At 71.2% G+C, this 16,432-nt stretch carries 14 protein-coding genes; 3 read left to right on the forward strand and 11 right to left on the reverse strand.

Annotated elements, in window-relative coordinates; genetic code table 11:
- Positions 1 to 38 precede the first annotated feature (38 nt).
- From infB to rimP, 4 genes are all read right to left on the reverse strand, one after another.
- Complete coding sequence (infB, locus tag ACWD68_RS22765; RefSeq protein ID WP_451808264.1) at positions 39 to 3,206, reverse strand: translation initiation factor IF-2; 3,168 nt, start codon at positions 3,204 to 3,206, stop codon at positions 39 to 41.
- A 148-nt stretch (positions 3,207 to 3,354) separates the two neighbouring features.
- The gene (locus ACWD68_RS22770; protein ID WP_451808265.1) at positions 3,355 to 3,633 is read right to left on the reverse strand and encodes a YlxR family protein; all 279 of its coding nucleotides are present in this window, start codon (positions 3,631 to 3,633) and stop codon (positions 3,355 to 3,357) included.
- Positions 3,634 to 3,735: 102 nt separating this feature from the next.
- Positions 3,736 to 4,722, reverse strand: a complete 987-nt coding sequence (nusA, locus tag ACWD68_RS22775) for a transcription termination factor NusA (protein WP_451808266.1) — start codon at positions 4,720 to 4,722, stop codon at positions 3,736 to 3,738.
- Between the two features lie 2 nt (positions 4,723 to 4,724).
- Positions 4,725 to 5,222, reverse strand: coding sequence for a ribosome maturation factor RimP (gene rimP, locus ACWD68_RS22780; RefSeq protein ID WP_451808267.1), 498 nt, complete (start codon positions 5,220 to 5,222; stop codon positions 4,725 to 4,727).
- Between the two features lie 252 nt (positions 5,223 to 5,474).
- Between rimP and ACWD68_RS22785 the strand changes: the two genes are divergently transcribed.
- The 3 genes from ACWD68_RS22785 to ACWD68_RS22795 are packed head-to-tail and all read left to right on the forward strand — an operon-like array spanning position 5,475 to position 7,471.
- The gene (locus ACWD68_RS22785) at positions 5,475 to 6,044 is read left to right on the forward strand and encodes a hypothetical protein (protein ID WP_451808268.1); all 570 of its coding nucleotides are present in this window, start codon (positions 5,475 to 5,477) and stop codon (positions 6,042 to 6,044) included.
- Positions 6,041 to 6,514, forward strand: coding sequence for a ferritin-like domain-containing protein (locus ACWD68_RS22790; protein WP_451808269.1), 474 nt, complete (start codon positions 6,041 to 6,043; stop codon positions 6,512 to 6,514). The genes ACWD68_RS22785 and ACWD68_RS22790 overlap by 4 nt, the downstream gene beginning before the upstream one ends.
- Positions 6,515 to 6,553: 39 nt before the next feature.
- The gene (locus ACWD68_RS22795; RefSeq protein WP_451808319.1) at positions 6,554 to 7,471 is read left to right on the forward strand and encodes an aminoglycoside phosphotransferase family protein; all 918 of its coding nucleotides are present in this window, start codon (positions 6,554 to 6,556) and stop codon (positions 7,469 to 7,471) included.
- Between the two features lie 240 nt (positions 7,472 to 7,711).
- Here ACWD68_RS22795 and ACWD68_RS22800 read toward each other — a convergent pair whose 3' ends face one another.
- The 7 genes from ACWD68_RS22800 to dxr form a co-directional block, all read right to left on the reverse strand.
- Positions 7,712 to 9,403: a proline--tRNA ligase gene (locus tag ACWD68_RS22800; protein ID WP_451808270.1), complete on the reverse strand. Its 1,692-nt coding sequence runs from the start codon at positions 9,401 to 9,403 to the stop codon at positions 7,712 to 7,714.
- A 71-nt stretch (positions 9,404 to 9,474) separates the two neighbouring features.
- Positions 9,475 to 10,044, reverse strand: coding sequence for a GNAT family N-acetyltransferase (locus tag ACWD68_RS22805; RefSeq protein WP_451808271.1), 570 nt, complete (start codon positions 10,042 to 10,044; stop codon positions 9,475 to 9,477).
- 61 nt (positions 10,045 to 10,105) lie between these two features.
- Positions 10,106 to 10,954: a GNAT family N-acetyltransferase gene (locus ACWD68_RS22810; protein ID WP_451808272.1), complete on the reverse strand. Its 849-nt coding sequence runs from the start codon at positions 10,952 to 10,954 to the stop codon at positions 10,106 to 10,108.
- A gap of 297 nt (positions 10,955 to 11,251) precedes the next feature.
- On the reverse strand, positions 11,252 to 12,076 hold the full coding sequence (locus tag ACWD68_RS22815) for an enoyl-CoA hydratase/isomerase family protein (protein ID WP_451808273.1): 825 nt from the start codon (positions 12,074 to 12,076) through the stop codon (positions 11,252 to 11,254).
- A gap of 371 nt (positions 12,077 to 12,447) precedes the next feature.
- The gene (ispG, locus tag ACWD68_RS22820) at positions 12,448 to 13,605 is read right to left on the reverse strand and encodes a flavodoxin-dependent (E)-4-hydroxy-3-methylbut-2-enyl-diphosphate synthase (protein ID WP_451808274.1); all 1,158 of its coding nucleotides are present in this window, start codon (positions 13,603 to 13,605) and stop codon (positions 12,448 to 12,450) included.
- A gap of 168 nt (positions 13,606 to 13,773) precedes the next feature.
- Complete coding sequence (locus ACWD68_RS22825) at positions 13,774 to 15,078, reverse strand: M50 family metallopeptidase (RefSeq protein WP_451808275.1); 1,305 nt, start codon at positions 15,076 to 15,078, stop codon at positions 13,774 to 13,776.
- On the reverse strand, positions 15,075 to 16,331 hold the full coding sequence (gene dxr / locus ACWD68_RS22830) for a 1-deoxy-D-xylulose-5-phosphate reductoisomerase (RefSeq protein ID WP_451808276.1): 1,257 nt from the start codon (positions 16,329 to 16,331) through the stop codon (positions 15,075 to 15,077). The genes ACWD68_RS22825 and dxr overlap by 4 nt, the downstream gene beginning before the upstream one ends.
- Positions 16,332 to 16,432: the final 101 nt, after the last annotated feature.

The raw sequence follows: 16,432 nt of genomic DNA on the forward strand, positions 1-16,432 counted from the left end.
CGGTGACTGCTCACCGCCGGCCAGCTTACGCAACCGCTTTACGAGCGCGGCTTCTCGCGCATCTCGTACGTCGCGATGACGTCGTCGACCTTGATGTCGTTGAAGTTGCCGAGGTTGATACCACCCTCGAACCCTTCGCGGATCTCGGTGACGTCGTCCTTGAAGCGACGCAGCCCGGAGATGTTGAGGCTCTCCGCGATGACCTTGCCGTCGCGGATGAGGCGCGCCTTGGTGTTGCGCTTGACCTCGCCCGAGCGGACCAGGACACCGGCGATGTTGCCCAGCTTGGACGACTTGAAGACCTCGCGGATCTCCGCCGTGCCGAGCTCGACCTCCTCGTACTCCGGCTTGAGCATGCCCTTGAGGGCCGCCTCGATCTCCTCGATGGCCTGGTAGATCACCGAGTAGTACCGGACGTCGACGCCCTCGCGCTCCGCCATCTGCGCCGCGCGGCCCGCAGCGCGGACGTTGAAGCCGATGACGATGGCGTCGGAGCCGGTCGCCAGGTTGATGTCGGACTCGGTGACCGCACCCACACCGCGGTGCAGGACGCGGATGTCGACCTCTTCGCCGACGTCGAGCTGGAGCAGCGAGGACTCGAGAGCCTCCACCGAACCGGACGCGTCGCCCTTGATGATGAGGTTGAGTTCCTGCACCAGACCGGCCTTGAGGGCCTCGTCCAGGTTCTCCAGGGAGAACCGGACACCCCGGCGGGCGAAGTTGGCGTTGCGCTCACGCGCCGCGCGCTTCTCGGCGATCTGACGCGCCGTGCGGTCCTCGTCGACAACCAGGAAGTTGTCGCCGGCGCCCGGGACGTTGGTGAGGCCGAGGACGAGGACCGGGGTCGAGGGACCCGCCTCTTCCACGTTCTCGCCCTTGTCGTCGAGCATCGCTCGGACACGGCCGTACGCGTCGCCGACCACCATGGTGTCGCCGACCCGCAGGGTGCCTCGCTGGACCAGGACGGTCGCGACGGCGCCGCGGCCACGGTCGAGGTGGGACTCGATCGCAATACCCTGCGCGTCCTGCTCCGGGTTGGCCCGCAGGTCGAGCGAGGCGTCCGCGGTCAGGACCACGGCCTCCAGCAGGCTCTCGATGTTGAGGCCCTGCTTGGCGGAGATGTCGACGAACATGGTGTCGCCGCCGTACTCCTCGGCCACCAGACCGAACTCGGTGAGCTGACCGCGCACCTTGGTCGGGTCGGCACCCTCGACGTCGATCTTGTTGACCGCGACCACGATCGGCACGTCGGCCGCCTTGGCGTGGTTCAGCGCCTCGATCGTCTGGGGCATCACACCGTCGTTGGCCGCCACCACGAGGATCGCGATGTCGGTCGACTTCGCACCACGTGCACGCATGGCGGTGAACGCCTCGTGACCCGGGGTGTCGATGAAGGTGATCTTGCGCTCTTCACCGTTGACCTCGGTCGCCACCTGGTACGCACCGATGTGCTGGGTGATACCGCCGGCCTCGCCCGCGACGACATTCGTCTTGCGGATGGTGTCGAGAAGGCGGGTCTTACCGTGGTCGACGTGACCCATGACGGTCACGACCGGCGGACGCGCGACGAGGAACTCCTCGCCACCCTCGTCCTCGCCGAACTCGATGTCGAAGGACTCGAGGAGCTCGCGGTCCTCCTCCTCCGGGCTGACGATCTCGAGGACGAAGTTCATCTCGTCCGCGAGGAGCTTCAGCGTCTCGTCGGAGACGGACTGCGTGGCAGTGACCATCTCGCCGAGGTTCATCATCACGCCGACGAGCGACGCCGGGTTGGCGCCGATCTTCTCCGCGAAGTCGGTGAGGGACGCACCGCGCGACAGGCGGACGGACTGTCCGTTGCCGCGAGGCAGCATCACGCCGCCGACCGACGGGGCCTGCATGGCCTCGTACTCCTGGCGCCTCTGCCGCTTCGACTTGCGACCACGACGCGCCGGACCGCCGGGACGGCCGAACGCACCCTGCGTGCCACCACGGCCACCGGGACCACCCGGACGACCGCCGAAGCCGGGACGGCCACCGCCGCCACCACCGGGACCACCGGGACGACCGGCGAAACCGCCGCCGCCACCACCGGGACCGGCCGGACGACCGGCGAAACCGCCACCGCCGCCACCGGGACGACCGGCGAAACCGCCGCCGCCACCCGGACGACCGCCACCGCCGCCACCGGGACCACCGGGACGACCGCCGCCGCCACCGGGACCACGGCCACCGGGGCCGCCGCCGGGACGCGGGCTGCCCGCGGCCGGACGCTGAGGCATCATGCCGGGGTTCGGACGGTTACCGCCCGGACCGCCGCCGGGACGCGGAGCGCCACCCTGCGGACGAGGCATACCGCCCGGAGTCGGACGAGCACCGCCCGGACCGCCCTGCGGACGCGGAGCGCCGCCGGGACCGCCCTGGGGACGGGGAGCACGGTCCTGGCCGCCGGCGCCCTGCGGACGCGGACCACCGGGAGCACCGGCGCCACCGGGACGCGGGGCACCGCCCGGACGGGGCGTCTGAGGACGCGCCATGCCGGTGGAGCCACCAGAGGTGAACGGGTTGTTGCCCGGACGGGGACCGGCCGGACGGGCGCCGGGACGCGGAGCCTGGCCGGCGGGACGCGGAGCGCCCGGACGGTCGCCGCGCTCGGGACGGTCACCGCGCTCGGGACGGTCGCCACGACCCTGACCACCCTGACCGGGACCACCGGCCGGACGGGCACCGGGACGCGGAGCCTGGCCGGCGGGACGCGGAGCGCCCGGACGGGGGCCCGCGGCGGGAGCCGAGGGAGCGGACGACGCAGCCGGCGCCGACGGGGGCGCGGTGAACTCGGCCGCGACCGGAGCCGGAGCCGCCGGAGCGGGCTTCGGGGCCGGCTTGGGACCCGGAGTCGGGCGCGGACCCGAGGCGGCCGGGGTGACCGGAGCAGCCGCGGGCGTCTCGGCCGCGGCCGGCTTCGGGGCCGGCGGGCGCGGGGCGGCCGGACGGGCCGCCTGCGCCGGAGAGGGGGCGCCCGGCTTGGCCGGGGCAGCCTTGCGGGGGGCGGGCTTGCCGCCACCGTTGCCCTGCTGGAGGGCATCTGTCAGTTTGCGTACGACGGGGGCCTCGATAGTCGAGGACGCCGAACGGACGAATTCACCGAGTTCTTGGAGCTTGGCCATGACGACCTTGCTCTCCACCCCGAACTCCTTGGCGAGTTCGTATACCCGGACCTTAGCCACTTCGCTCCTTTTAGGTCCGGGTTTGCGTCCGGACCGTCGCTACTTCATGGGCGTACTCATCGCGTGCTCATCGAGTGCTCATCGCAATCTCGACCTACTTCCAACTCGCGGAATACCAGGGCCGCACGGGGGTTCCGTGCGACGCTTCTTACGGTGTTGCCTGCTCGACGTAGTGGCGCAACGCCGCCGTGTCGAGCGGTCCCGGGGCGCGCAGCGCCCGTGGGATCGCCCGGCGGCGGACCGCCTGGTCGAGACAGACCAGGGCGGGATGCACGTACGCACCCCGGCCGGGCAGCGTACCGCGATGATCGGGGGCGCATTCGCCCTCGACCGCCACGATGCGCAGCAAGTCTCTCTTGGCCGCTCGCTCCCGGCACCCCACACAGGTGCGTTCAGGGCATGCGCGGGCTCGCGTCCGGCCAGACACTCTTAAGTCTACCTCCCCGTACCGACCTCACCCCTTTGGGGCAAAAATCGAACGGTTGTTGTCGTGATGTAAGCGATCTACGGCTCGGATCTATTCCCCGGACTACTCGCCGCGCTGCTCGGTGTCCGGACGGATGTCGATCCGCCAGCCCGTGAGGCGGGCGGCGAGGCGGGCGTTCTGGCCCTCCTTGCCGATCGCCAGCGACAGCTGGTAGTCGGGGACCGTCACGCGCGCGGAGCGTGCCGCGAGGTCGACGACCTCGACCTTGGAGACCCGGGCCGGGGAGAGCGCGTTCGCCACCATGTCGGCCGGGTCGTCCGACCAGTCGACGATGTCGATCTTCTCGCCGTTCAGTTCGGCCATGACGTTGCGGACCCGGCCGCCCATCGGGCCGATGCAGGCGCCCTTGGCGTTCAGACCGCTGCGGGTGGACCGGACGGCGATCTTCGTGCGGTGGCCGGCCTCGCGGGCGATGGCGGCGATCTCGACGGAACCGTCGGCGATCTCCGGCACCTCCAGCGCGAAGAGCTTCTTCACGAGGTTGGGGTGCGTACGGGAGAGGGTCACGGACGGACCGCGAACACCCTTGGCCACCCGTACGACGTACGAGCGCAGGCGCAGGCCGTGCTCGTAGTTCTCGCCGGGCACCTGCTCCTGCACCGGCAGGATGGCCTCCATCTTGCCGATGTCGACGAGCACGTTCTTGGGGTCGCGGCCCTGCTGGACCACGCCGGTGACGATGTCGCCCTCACGGCCCGCGTACTCGCCGAGGGTCGCGTCGTCCTCGGCGTCCCGCAGGCGCTGCAGGATGACCTGCTTGGCGGTGGTCGCGGCGATCCGGCCGAACCCCGACGGGGTGTCGTCGAACTCGCGCGCCTCCTGCCCCTCCTCCAGATCCTGGGGATCCTCCTTCGCCCACACGGTCACATGACCGGTCTCCCGGTCGAGCTTCACGCGCGCACGCCTGCGGCTTCCCTCGGTGCGGTGGTAGGCGATGAGGAGGGCCGACTCGATCGCCTCGACCAGCAGGTCGAAGGAGATCTCCTTCTCCCGTACCAAACCCCGCAGGGCACTCATGTCGATGTCCACGGCTACGCCTCCTCTTCCTTCTTGTCCTTGCGGTTGAACTCGACCTGGACGCGGGCCTTGGCGATGTCCTCGAAAGCGAGCCGCCTGGCGGTGGGCTTGCGCCCCTTCACACCCGGCACTTCGACATCGAGACCGTCGTCCTCGACCAGCAGGATCCGGGCGAGCAGTTCGCCGCCTTCCGCGAGCTGGAACTTCACCAGGCGGTCGGTGGCGCGTACGTAATGGCGGTGCTCCTTGAGCTCGCGCTCGGCACCGGGGGTTCCGACCTCGAGGGTGTATTCACCCGCACCCATCGCGTCCGTCTCGTCGAGCTTCGCCGAGAGCGCGCGGCTCACATCGGCGATCGCGTCCAGGTCGGCACCCTCGTCCGAGTCCACGACGACGCGCAGAACACGCTTGCGGCCTACGGACTCCACTTCGATCTCTTCCAGATCGAGGCCCTGGGAGCTCACGAGCGGATCCAGGAGTTCTCGCAGCCTCTCGCTCTGGGTCGTGCTCATCCGGGTGACTCCTCGGCCGCGTGTGCTGTTGTGGGTTGGTCGCGTGTCAGGTCAAAGGGTATCCGGTCGCGGAGGGTGTTGCCGTCCACCGGGACGGGTGCGCTTGCCCGGACTCGTCCCGGAGGGGGTCCGCGAAATCACGCCGGAGGCAGATGGGAGAGAGCCGCTGGGCGGTGATCGGCCGATGCGCGGGTACCGTGATCACGGGCAGCTCGCCCATACATTCGTACGAGCCCTCCGAGGACGTCTGCCGTGTCGTTCCCCCTGCCGTCGCGCACCCCGTCGGGTCCGCGCCGAAGGACCCTGCTCGCGGCCGCCGCGGGCACCTTCGCGCTCGCGGGCTGTTCCACTCCCGAGCCGTCCAGCGACACGACGGGCGGCAGCCCCTCGGCCGCGGACCGGGCACGCGCGCGTGCGGCCCGCGACAGCACGACGCTGGCCGGCCGGTACACCGCCGTGATCGCCGCCCATCCCGGCCTGGAGGAACGGCTGACCCCGCTGCGGGCGGAGGTCGTCCGGCACGCGAAGACGTTCGGGGCCGGCCCCGGCGGACCGTCGGCGTCCTCGTCGCCCTCGGCGCCGAACTCGGCATCCGCCTCCGCATCCGCTTCGGCGTCGGCCTCCGCGTCGGCGAGCGCCTCCCCCGGCGTCGCGGACCGTCCCAAGGACGCGCTCGCCGACCTCGCCACCGCCGAGCTCGCGCTCGCGGACGAGCGGACACAGGCCCTGGTTGAGGTTCCCGGCGAGCTGGCCAGGCTGCTCGCCTCGGTGGCGGCGGCCGGGGCCGCCCACGCGTTTCTGCTGACGAAGGCGGCGAAGTGAGCAAGCGGAACAGGACCGAGGAAGCCGAGCTCAAGGCTCTGCAGGCCGCGTTGGGCGCCGAGCACGCGGCCGTCTACGGCTACGGCGTCGTCGGCGGCCGGATCGGTGAGGCCCGGCGGACGGACGCCCGGTCGGCGTACGACGCCCATCGGGCCCGCCGGGACGAGCTGGCACGGGCGGTGCGGGACGTGGGTGGGACGCCCGAGGCCGCGTCGGCCGCCTACGAACTGCCGTTCCCGGTGACGGACTCCGCCACGGCCGTACGGTTCGCGGCCGAGCTGGAGGAGCGGGTGGCCGCCGTGTACTCCGACCTCGTACGCGCCGCCACGGGCGACCGGCGGCGCTCGGCGGCCGGGGCGCTGCGGGAGGCGGCGGTCCGCGCGGTCCGCTGGAGCGGCGAGAGCGTAGCCTTCCCTGGGCTCGCCGAGCGGGCGGGCACCCCGTCCGCCACGGCGCCCTCGCCGACATAACGCGACCTGAAAGGAAACATCTCGCGCATGGACTCGCGCATGGCCTTCGAACCGCCGCAGCGCCTTCTTCGGGCGCTCGGCGAGACCCGGCGGAGCCGGTCGGAGGGGGCCGACGAGTGGCTGGAGAAGCTGCCCGGGCTGGCCCAACAGGCCGTTGATCTGCGCGAGTTGACCGTGGAGCGGGTACAGGCACCGGGTGGCCGCAGCAGTCTGGTCATCCTGGTGCGGCAGACCGACGGGACGCCCGCCGTGCTGAAGCTGGCGCCCGAGCGGGCGCGTCCGGAGAGCGAGCGGGCCGCGCTCGCCCACTGGGACGGCCGCGGCGCGGTCCGTCTCCTCAACCCCGGTGACGCCCACGGTGTCCTGCTGCTGGAGCGGCTGCGCCCGGACATGTCCGTACGGTCACTGTCCGAGGCGAAGGCGCTGCTGGAGGCGGCCGGGACGCTGCGGCGGCTGTGGGTCGAGCCGCCCGCCGGTCATGTCTTCGAGACCGTCGCGGAGCGGACCGGACGGCAGGCCGAGGCGATGCGGGCCGCGGCCGGTGCCGAAGCCGGTGCCGAGGCCGGCGCTCTGGTCGACGCGGCGCTCGCGGCCCGCGACGAGCTGCTGGCCGGGCCGCCCGAGGCACGGCTGCTGCACGGCACCTTCCGGCAGAGCAAGGTGCTCGCCGGGGAACGCGCGCCCTGGCTGGCCGTGGGGCCGGACCCGGTGGTCGGCGAGTGCGCGTTCGACCTGGCCCGGCTGGTCCGCGACCGGGTGGAGGACCTCATCGCGTCGCCCTCGGGCCCCTCGATCACCCGGCGCCGGGTCAAGCGGCTCGCCGAGTCCCTGGAGGTGGACCAGGAGCGGCTGCGTGGCTGGACCCTGTTCCGCGCGGTCGAGTCGGGCATCCGGGCGGGCCGGGTCGGCCGGCTCCGGGACGCCGAACTGCTCCTGGAGTTCGCCGGCTGGCTCTAGCCTCGATTCCCCCTTGGACGGGGTGAGTTCAGGTGCCCCGGCCGTCGCGGTGAACTCCGGTCGGGCAAGCGGTCCCCGCCCCCGCGGATCACCGCCGGGGCACGCTGGGAACACGCCGAGGCCGCTCCCCTCCGCAGGACGCACGACGCTCTGTCACGTCCTGCGCGGGCGGGGAACGGCCTGGGAGGAAAGGCCGGGCGGCGCCCAGGACAAGGCTTCTGGGCGCCGCCCGGTCAACGGCTACGCCGTCAGGCGGGCGATCGCCTCGTCGACGGTCAGCTCCTCGCGCTCACCCGTACGACGGTCCTTCAGCTCCACCACACCCTCGGCCGAGCGGCGGCCGGCGACCAGGATCTTCGGTACGCCGATGAGCTCCGCGTCGGTGAACTTCACGCCCGGGGAGACGCCGGCGCGGTCGTCGACCAGGACGCGGACGCCCGCGGCCCCCAGTTTCTCGGACACGTCGAGGGCCAGCTCGGTCTGCAGGGCCTTGCCCGCGGCGACCACGTGCACGTCGGCGGGAGCGATCTCCTTGGGCCAGCACAGACCCTGGCCGTCGGCGGACTGCTCGGCCAGCGCGGCGACCGCACGGGAGACGCCGATGCCGTACGAGCCCATGGTCACGCGGACCGGCTTGCCCTGCTGGCCGAGAACGTCGAGGCCGAAGGTGTCGGCGTACTTGCGGCCGAGCTGGAAGATGTGGCCGATCTCGATGGCGCGGTCCAGCTTGAGGCCGGCGCCGCACGCCGGGCAGGGGTCGCCCTCCTCCACCACGACGACGTCGAAGTAGTCGTCGACCTCGAAGTCGCGGCCGGCCACGACGTTCTTCGCGTGCGTGTTGATCTTGTTGGCGCCGGTGATCCAGGCCGTGCCGGGGGCGATGCGCGGGTCGGCGATGTACCGGACCTTCTGCAGGCCCTGCGGGCCCACGTAGCCGCGTACGAGATCGTCCCGGCCCTCGAAGTCCTCGGCCGTGACGAGCTCGACGACGGCCGGGGCGAGGTGCTCGCCCAGCTTGCCGAGGTCGACCTCGCGGTCGCCGGGGACACCCACGGCCACGATCTCGCCGTCGACCTTGACCAGCAGGTTCTTCAGGGTCGCGGAGGCGGGCACGCCGAGGTGTTCGGCGAGCGTCTCGATGGTCGGGGTATCGGGAGTGTCCAGCTCCTCGACCGGGCCGTGCTCCTCGGAGACGGGCGTGAGCTTGAAGGTCACGGCCTCCGTGTTGGCGGCGTAGTCACACGCCGGGCAGTCCACGAAGGTGTCCTCGCCGGCGGCGGCGGGCGCGAGGAACTCCTCGGAGGCCGAGCCGCCCATGGCGCCGGAGACGGCGGACACGATGCGGTAGTCGAGGCCGATGCGCGCGAAGATCTTCTGGTAGGCCTCGCGGTGCAGACCGTACGACTCGGCGAGGCCCTCGTCCGTGATGTCGAAGGAGTACGAGTCCTTCATCTGGAACTCGCGGCCGCGCAGCACGCCCGAGCGCGGACGGGCCTCGTCGCGGTACTTCGTCTGGATCTGGTAGAGCATGACCGGCAGGTCCTTGTACGAGGCCACCTGGTCCTTCACGACCAGGGTGAAGATCTCCTCGTGCGTCGGGCCGAGCAGGTACTCCGCGCCCTTGCGGTCCTTGAGGCGGAAGAGGAGGTCGCCGTACTCCTCCCAGCGGGCCGAGGCCTCGTAGGGCTCCTTGGGCAGCAGGGCCGGGAGGAGGACCTCCTGGGCACCGATCGCGTCCATCTCCTCGCGGACCACACGGGAGATGTTGTCGAGGACCTTCTTGCCGAGCGGCAGCCAGGTCCAGATGCCCGCGGCGTTGCGCCGCACGTAACCGGCGCGGACGAGCAGCTTGTGACTGAGCGTCTCGGCATCCGCAGGGTCGTCACGCAATGTCTTGACCATCAAACGGGACATGCGCTGGACCTGGGCCATGATTCTCGACTCCTGCTGCGTAAGGGTGATGCCAGGAGGTTAGCCGGGCAGCGCCCGTCCCCGGAAATCCATTAGCGGTGGCGCAGCGGGAGCGGGGCGCCCATCACGGCGTACGGCTTGGGCGCGCTGGGGAACAGGACCTGCCGTGCGAGGTCCTCGTAGCCGAGGGAGCGGTAGAGGCCGCGGGCCGGGCTGTCGACGTCGATCGCGGAGAGGATCGAGGCCGGTTCGGCCGCGGTGTCGGTGATGGAGGTGATCAGGGCGCGGCCGACACCGCGGTTCTGGAAGCGGGGGTGGACGTGCAGTTCGGTGATCACGAAGGAGTTGTCGAGCCAGCCGTCGTGGCCCTGGCCGCGCAGATACGGCTCGACGACGGTGGACCACCAGTGCGCGCGGTCGTTCGGCATGCCGTAGACGAAACCCACGAGGCGTCCGTCGACGGTGGTGGCGCCGAGCGCGTGGGCTCCCGGGTACGTGAGGTGGCGCAGCACGATCTGTCGTCGTACGGCGATCTCGTCGGCGCCGAGCCCGAAGGCGAGCGCCTGCACGGCGAGCGCCTCGTCGACGCGCGCGGCGAGATCCAGCGGGCCGATGACCACGTCGTCGGAGTCGCGGTGGCCCTGACCGGGGAAGCGCAGCATGCCGGGAGACTACCTGGCGGACAGCGGGCGGTGTGAGGTCCCGCGGGGCCCGCTCCTGGCGTCAGAACAGGACACTCATGAACGCGCCGACCTCTTGGAACCCGACCCGGCGGTACGTCGCGCGCGCCGCCGTGTTGAAGTCGTTGACGTAGAGACTGGCGACCGGGGCGACATCGGCGAGGGCGTAGCGCAGGACGGCCGCCATGCCGGGGGCCGCGACTCCCCGGCCGCGGTACTCGGGGGCCACCCACACTCCCTGGATCTGGCAGGCCTGAGCCGTCGCGGCGCCGATCTCGGCCTTGAAGACGACCTTGCCGTCCTGGTCGACGCGGGCGAAGGACCGGCCCGAACCGACGAGTTCGGCCACCCGGGCCTGGTAGAGCAGACCGCCGTCACCGGCCATCGGCGAGACGCCGACCTCCTCGGTGAACATCGCCACGCACGCCGGCATGATCGTCTCCATCTCGTCCTTGCGGATGCGGCGGACGAACGGATCCGGGGTGATGTCGGCGGGCAGCCGGTCGGTGACCATCAGCGGCTGGTGCGCGCGGACCTCGCGGGCGGGCCCCCAGCTCGGTTCGAGGAGCCGCCACAGCTGGGCGGTGGATTCGGCGGGCCCGACGATCGAGGAGCAGCGGCGGCCGCCCCGGCGGGCCCGGTCGGCGAAGCCGCGCACGGCGCGCGGGGTGGCGCAGATCGGGACGAGATTGGCGCCCGCGTAGCAGAGGGACTGCAGCATGCCGTCCTCGTACCAGCCCCATATCTCGCCGCCGAGCCGCCATGGGTCGAGCCCCGCGACGCGTACGCGGGAGGCCACGAAAGCGTTCGCCACCGGCTCGCGGCCGAGAACCGCGAGCGCGGCGTCCAGGTCACTCGGTTCGAGGACCCTGGTGGTGGTCTGGGTCAACACGTGCGGGGGCCTCACCCTGGGGTCTGCTGATCTCCGCACTGTACCTGGAGAGGTTGTACCCCGCCGCCCCTTGTGCCGGGGGTGGGGCCTCCCACGGCGGCGCGTCCTCGGCACCGGCCACGGACGCGTGGGGTCCCCGGCGCGAAGGCCCCCGTCGGCCACGGGGGGCGTGCGGGGCGGAGCGGCGGACTCCGGCGGCCGTGGGGGTGGCGGCGTACCGCGATCGCGGGGGGCAGGGCAGCGGGAAGGACCAGGAGACGGGGGCGGGAGGCGCCCGGCAGGAGGGCGGGGAGCGGCTCAGGCCTGGTCGGCGATCTGCCGGCCCAGGTCGAGTTCGGCGCCGTCCGGCCGCTGCAGACCGCGGTCGAAGAGGCGCCGCACCCGGTAGGCGTTCTCCGGGCGGCCGGAGGTGCGGAAGAAGGTCGCGAGACTGGCAGCCGACTCCTCGTGGGGAATCGGCAGGCTGCCGTCGATCAGGGCCTTGGCGCCGGCCACCGCCACCTTGTCGAAGCCCGCGATCCGGCGGGCGAAGGCGTCGACGAAGCCGTCCAGCTCGTCGGCGGGCAGGACCCGGTTGACGTAGCCGTACGCGGCGGCCAGTTCGGCCGGGAAGTCGTCGGCCCCCAGCATGATCTCCATGGCCCTGCCGCGGCCGACCAGACGGGTCAGCCGGCCCATCGGGTTGCCCCCGGGGACCGATCCCACGCCCACCTCGAACTGCCCGAGGACGGCCTGGGGGCCGGCGAACCGGATGTCGGTGGCCAGCACGAACTCGCTGCCCGCGCCCCGGGCCCGTCCGTTGATCGAGGTGATCGTCACCGCGGGTACCCGGCTGAGACGGACCAGGTTGTCCGCGTAGGGGTGCAGTCCGGTGGGGCCGGGCCGCATGGCGGCGACTCGGGCCTGGTCGGACAGCATGTCCCAGTGCGCCATGAAGAAGTCGGGGTTGGCGCTCCGGAACACCACGACGGTGAGTTCCGGGGCCTGTTCGATACGGGCCACCAGATCGGCCAGCTGCTCGACGCTGTCGACGTCGTACAGGTTGATCTCCCCGTTGGCGAAGGTCACCTGCCAGTAGGAGGCCGACACCTCGTCCACGTGAAACTGCGAGTCATCGCTCATGGTCCGACGGTAGGAGCCCAGCGTGCGGTCTCCGCGGTTGTCCAGGACGGTGCCTGCGAATGTCCCCCCGATAGCGGACAGTCAGGTGTCACCCGTCGAACGTCCGCCCTGCAGGCCACGCCCGCTCCGGGGCGGGCGTGGCCGGGGGGTACGTGGCCAGCGGGCGACGCGCTGCCGGCCGCCGTCCGCGTCGAAGGTCGCGCCGGTGAGTGGTTCCCGTCGGCGGACCTCGTCCGGAGCGGAGCGGGCCGGACCGCCGAAAGCCCCCAGGCCCCCGCACTCTCCTGGAGCCCCTGCCGGTCCGGTGCTCGGAACGCGGGGGTGCGGGAGTGCGGGGGCCTGGGGCAAGGTGCGGAACCGCTGGGGGCGGGTCAGCCCGCCACGGACACCGACGGTTCGCCGGAGGCGATGCCCTCGGCCTCCATCTGCTCGGCGAGCTTCATGGCCTCTTCGATCAGGGTCTCCACGATCTTCGACTCGGGGACGGTCTTGATGACCTGGCCCTTGACGAAGATCTGGCCCTTGCCGTTGCCGGAGGCCACACCGAGGTCGGCCTCGCGGGCCTCGCCCGGGCCGTTCACGACGCAGCCCATGACGGCGACGCGCAGCGGGACCTCCATGCCGGTGAGACCGGCGGTGACTTCCTCGGCCAGCTTGTAGACGTCGACCTGGGCGCGTCCGCAGGACGGGCAGGAGACGATCTCCAGGCCGCGCTGCTTGAGGTTCAGCGACTCCAGGATCTGCAGGCCGACCTTGACCTCCTCGACCGGCGGGGCCGACAGGGAGACGCGGATGGTGTCGCCGATGCCCTCGGAGAGCAGGGCGCCGAAGGCGACGGCGGACTTGATGGTGCCCTGGAAGGCGGGGCCGGCCTCGGTGACGCCGAGGTGCAGCGGGTAGTCGCAGGCGGCGGAGAGCTGGCGATAGGCGTTGACCATGACGACCGGGTCGTTGTGCTTGACCGAGATCTTGATGTCCCGGAAGTCGTGTTCCTCGAAGAGGGAGGCCTCCCAGAGCGCGGACTCGACGAGCGCCTCGGGCGTCGCCTTGCCGTACTTCTGGAGCAGGCGCTTGTCGAGCGAGCCCGCGTTGACGCCGATCCGGATCGGGGTGCCGGTGTCCTTCGCGGCCCGCGCGATCTCCTTGACCTGGTCGTCGAACTGCTTGATGTTGCCGGGGTTGACGCGGACGGCCGCACAGCCGGCGTCGATCGCGGCGAAGACGTACTTCGGCTGGAAGTGGATGTCCGCGATGACCGGGATCTGGGACTTCTTGGCGATCGTGGCGAGCGCGTCGGCGTCGTCCTGGGTGGGGCAGGCGACGCGCACGATCTGGCAGCCGGACGCGGTCAGCTCGGCGATCTGCTGCAGCGTGGCGCCGATGTCCGACGTACGCGTGGTCGTCATCGACTGCACCGAGACGGGTGCGTCTCCACCCACGGCCACGGTTCCGACCTGGATCTGCCGGGTCTTGCGGCGCTCGGCCAGCTTGGTCGGAACGGACGGCATGCCGAGAGAAATCGCAGTCATCTGCTGTGCAACCCCAAGTTGTGGATCAAGGTCCCGGAATCGTGGGCTCCAGGCTTCGAGATTACGGTACGGGCGCACAGCGGAGCACATCACGCCCCCGCCCCTAAACCCACTCGATGGAAGGCGGCCGGACACCCAGGGTGCCCGGCCGCCGCCAACGCCGTCCTGCTACGAGATTTTCACCGGGTTGACGACGTCCGCGATCAGGACGAGGACGGTGAAACAGACGAAGATTCCGGCCACCACGTAAGCCACCGGCATCAGCTTCGCCACGTCGAAGGGGCCCGGGTCCGGTCGCTTCAGCACCTTTGCCGTGTTCCGCCGCAGCGACTCCCACAGCGCGCCCGCGATGTGTCCGCCGTCGAGCGGGAGCAGCGGGAGCATGTTGAACAGGAACAGGGAGAGGTTGAACCCGGCGACCAGCAGCAGCATCATCGCGACCTGCTGCGATGCCGGGATGTCCAGCGTGAAGACGTCGCCGCCGATGCGGGCCGCGCCCACGACGCCCATCGGGGAGTCGGCCTTGCGCGGGCCGTCGCCGAAGGCCGCGTCCCACAGGTCGGGGACCTTGCCGGGCAGCGCCACCAGGGACTCGACGCCGTTCTGCATCATCTCGCCCATGCGGTCCACGGACTGCCCGAAGCCCTGCTGGACGATGCCGGTGGCGGGCGTGAAGCCGAGGAAGCCGGCGTACACGTACTTGCCCTCGACATAGCCGCCGTTGCCGTCGGTCTTGCTCACCTGGTTCTTGATCAGGTGGGCCTTCAGGTCGACCTGCTGGCCCTTGCGCTCGACGGTGATCGTGACGTCCTTGCCGGGGTTGGCCCGGATGTCGTCCTGAAGGGCGGCCCAGTCCGCGACCGCCTTGCCGTCGAACGCGACGATCTTGTCGCCGCCCTTGAGGCCCGCGGCCTTGGCGGGCGCGGCCTCGTCGCCCTTGGCGCACTTCGACCGGTTCTCGCTCTGCTGGATGACACAGTCCGAGACCTTGCCGACCGTGGTGGTCTGGGCCTGGACGCCGAACGTCATCATCACGCCGAGGAAGATCACGACGGCCAGGACGAGGTTCATGAAGGGACCGGCGAACATCACGATCACGCGCTTCCACGGCTTGCGCGTGTAGAAGAGCCGGCTCTCGTCGCCGGGCCGCAGCTCCTCGAAGGCGGCCGACCGGGCGTCCTCGATCATGCCCCGGAAGGGGGACGTCGAGCGGGCCTCGATCTTGCCGTCCGGGCCGGGCGGGAACATGCCGATCATGCGGATGTAGCCGCCGAGCGGGACGGCCTTGATGCCGTACTCGGTGTCGCCCTTCCTGCGTGACCAGATGGTCGGGCCGAAGCCGACCATGTACTGCGGCACCCGGATGCCGAAGAGCTTGGCCGTCGACAGATGTCCCAGCTCGTGCCACGCGATCGAGATGAGCAGGCCGACCACGAAGACGACTATGCCGAGGATCATCATCAGGGTCGTCATGCACGAGCCTCCGCGGTTGTCGTCTGTGCTGTGAGTTCACGGGCCCGGGCGCGCGCCCAGGTCTCCGCTTCGAGGACGTCCGCGACCGTCAGAGAAGTTCCCGTACGCGGTGTGCCGTGTTCCTCGACGACCCGGGTGACGGTCTCCATGATCCCGTTGAACGGCAGTATGCCGTTCAGGAACGCGTCCACGCACTCCTCGTTGGCGGCATTGAACACCGCCGGCGCCGTACCCGCGAGCTGCCCCACGTGCCGGGCGAGCCCCACCGACGGGAACGCGTCGTTGTCGAGCGGGAAGAACTCCCAGTTCGACGCCTTCGTCCAGTCGAAGGCGGGTGCCGCGTCCGGGACCCGCTCGGGCCAGCCGAGCCCGATGGCGATCGGTCCCCGCATGTCCGGGGGCGTCGCCTGGGCGATCGTCGATCCATCCGTGAATTCCACCATCGAGTGGACATACGACTGCGGGTGCACGACCACCTCAATCCGATCGAAGGGAATGTCGTAGAGGAGGTGCGCCTCGATGACCTCCAGTCCCTTGTTGACCAGGGTCGCGGAGTTGATCGTGATGACGGGGCCCATGGCCCAGGTGGGATGGGCGAGGGCGTCGGCGGGCGCGACGTCCGCCAGCTCGGCCTTCGTACGGCCGCGGAACGGGCCTCCGGAGGCGGTCACGACGAGTTTGCGCACGTCCGCGCGGGTGCCGGAGGCCAGCGCCTGGAACAGGGCGGCGTGCTCGGAGTCGACGGGGATGATCTGGCCCGGCTCGGCCAGCGCCTTCACCAGCGGGCCGCCGACGATGAGCGACTCCTTGTTGGCGAGCGCGAGGGTGCGGCCCGCCTCCAGGGCGGCGAGGGTGGGCGCGAGGCCGATGGAACCGGTGATGCCGTTCAGGACGGTGTGGCAGTCGGAGGCGGCGACCTGGGTGGCCGCCTCGGCTCCGGCGAGGATGTCGGGAAGGGGCTCGCCGGGGCCGTACCGGTCCGCGAGGGCCTCCCTCAGCGCCGGGACGGCGTCCTCGCGCGCGACGGCCACCGTCCGCACCCGCAGCCGGTGGGCCTGCTCGGCGAGCAGGGCGACCCTGCCGCCGGCGGCGGAGAGCGCGGTGACCCGGAACCGGTCGGGGTTGCGCAGCACGAGGTCGATGGCCTGGGTGCCGATCGAGCCGGTGGATCCGAGGATCACCACATCCCGGACTCCGTCCACGGGATCGAAGACAAGATGTGGATCAGCGAGGGGGGCTGGACTGTCGCTCATCCCCCCATTGTGGCCGCATCGGGTGGGCGGAAGGACAGGGCGTCCCCCATTCCCGCCGCCGCGCCCCCGATTCCTGGAGCCCGGCGGTGCCGAGGGGCTCG

The sequence above is a fragment of the Streptomyces sp. NPDC005141 genome (assembly GCF_053599975.1).

Excerpts from the sequence above, each read along its gene's own strand:
- dxr (WP_451808276.1), bottom strand. The coding sequence starts at position 16,331 with ATGAGCGACAGTCCAGCCCCCCTCGCTGATCCACATCTTGTCTTCGAT.
- ACWD68_RS22815 (WP_451808273.1), bottom strand. The coding sequence starts at position 12,076 with ATGAGCGATGACTCGCAGTTTCACGTGGACGAGGTGTCGGCCTCCTAC.
- ispG (WP_451808274.1), bottom strand. The coding sequence starts at position 13,605 with ATGACTGCGATTTCTCTCGGCATGCCGTCCGTTCCGACCAAGCTGGCC.
- ACWD68_RS22800 (WP_451808270.1), bottom strand. The coding sequence starts at position 9,403 with ATGGCCCAGGTCCAGCGCATGTCCCGTTTGATGGTCAAGACATTGCGT.
- rimP (WP_451808267.1), bottom strand. The coding sequence starts at position 5,222 with ATGAGCACGACCCAGAGCGAGAGGCTGCGAGAACTCCTGGATCCGCTC.
- ACWD68_RS22805 (WP_451808271.1), bottom strand. The coding sequence starts at position 10,044 with ATGCTGCGCTTCCCCGGTCAGGGCCACCGCGACTCCGACGACGTGGTC.
- ACWD68_RS22825 (WP_451808275.1), bottom strand. The coding sequence starts at position 15,078 with ATGACGACCCTGATGATGATCCTCGGCATAGTCGTCTTCGTGGTCGGC.
- ACWD68_RS22795 (WP_451808319.1), top strand. The coding sequence starts at position 6,554 with ATGGCCTTCGAACCGCCGCAGCGCCTTCTTCGGGCGCTCGGCGAGACC.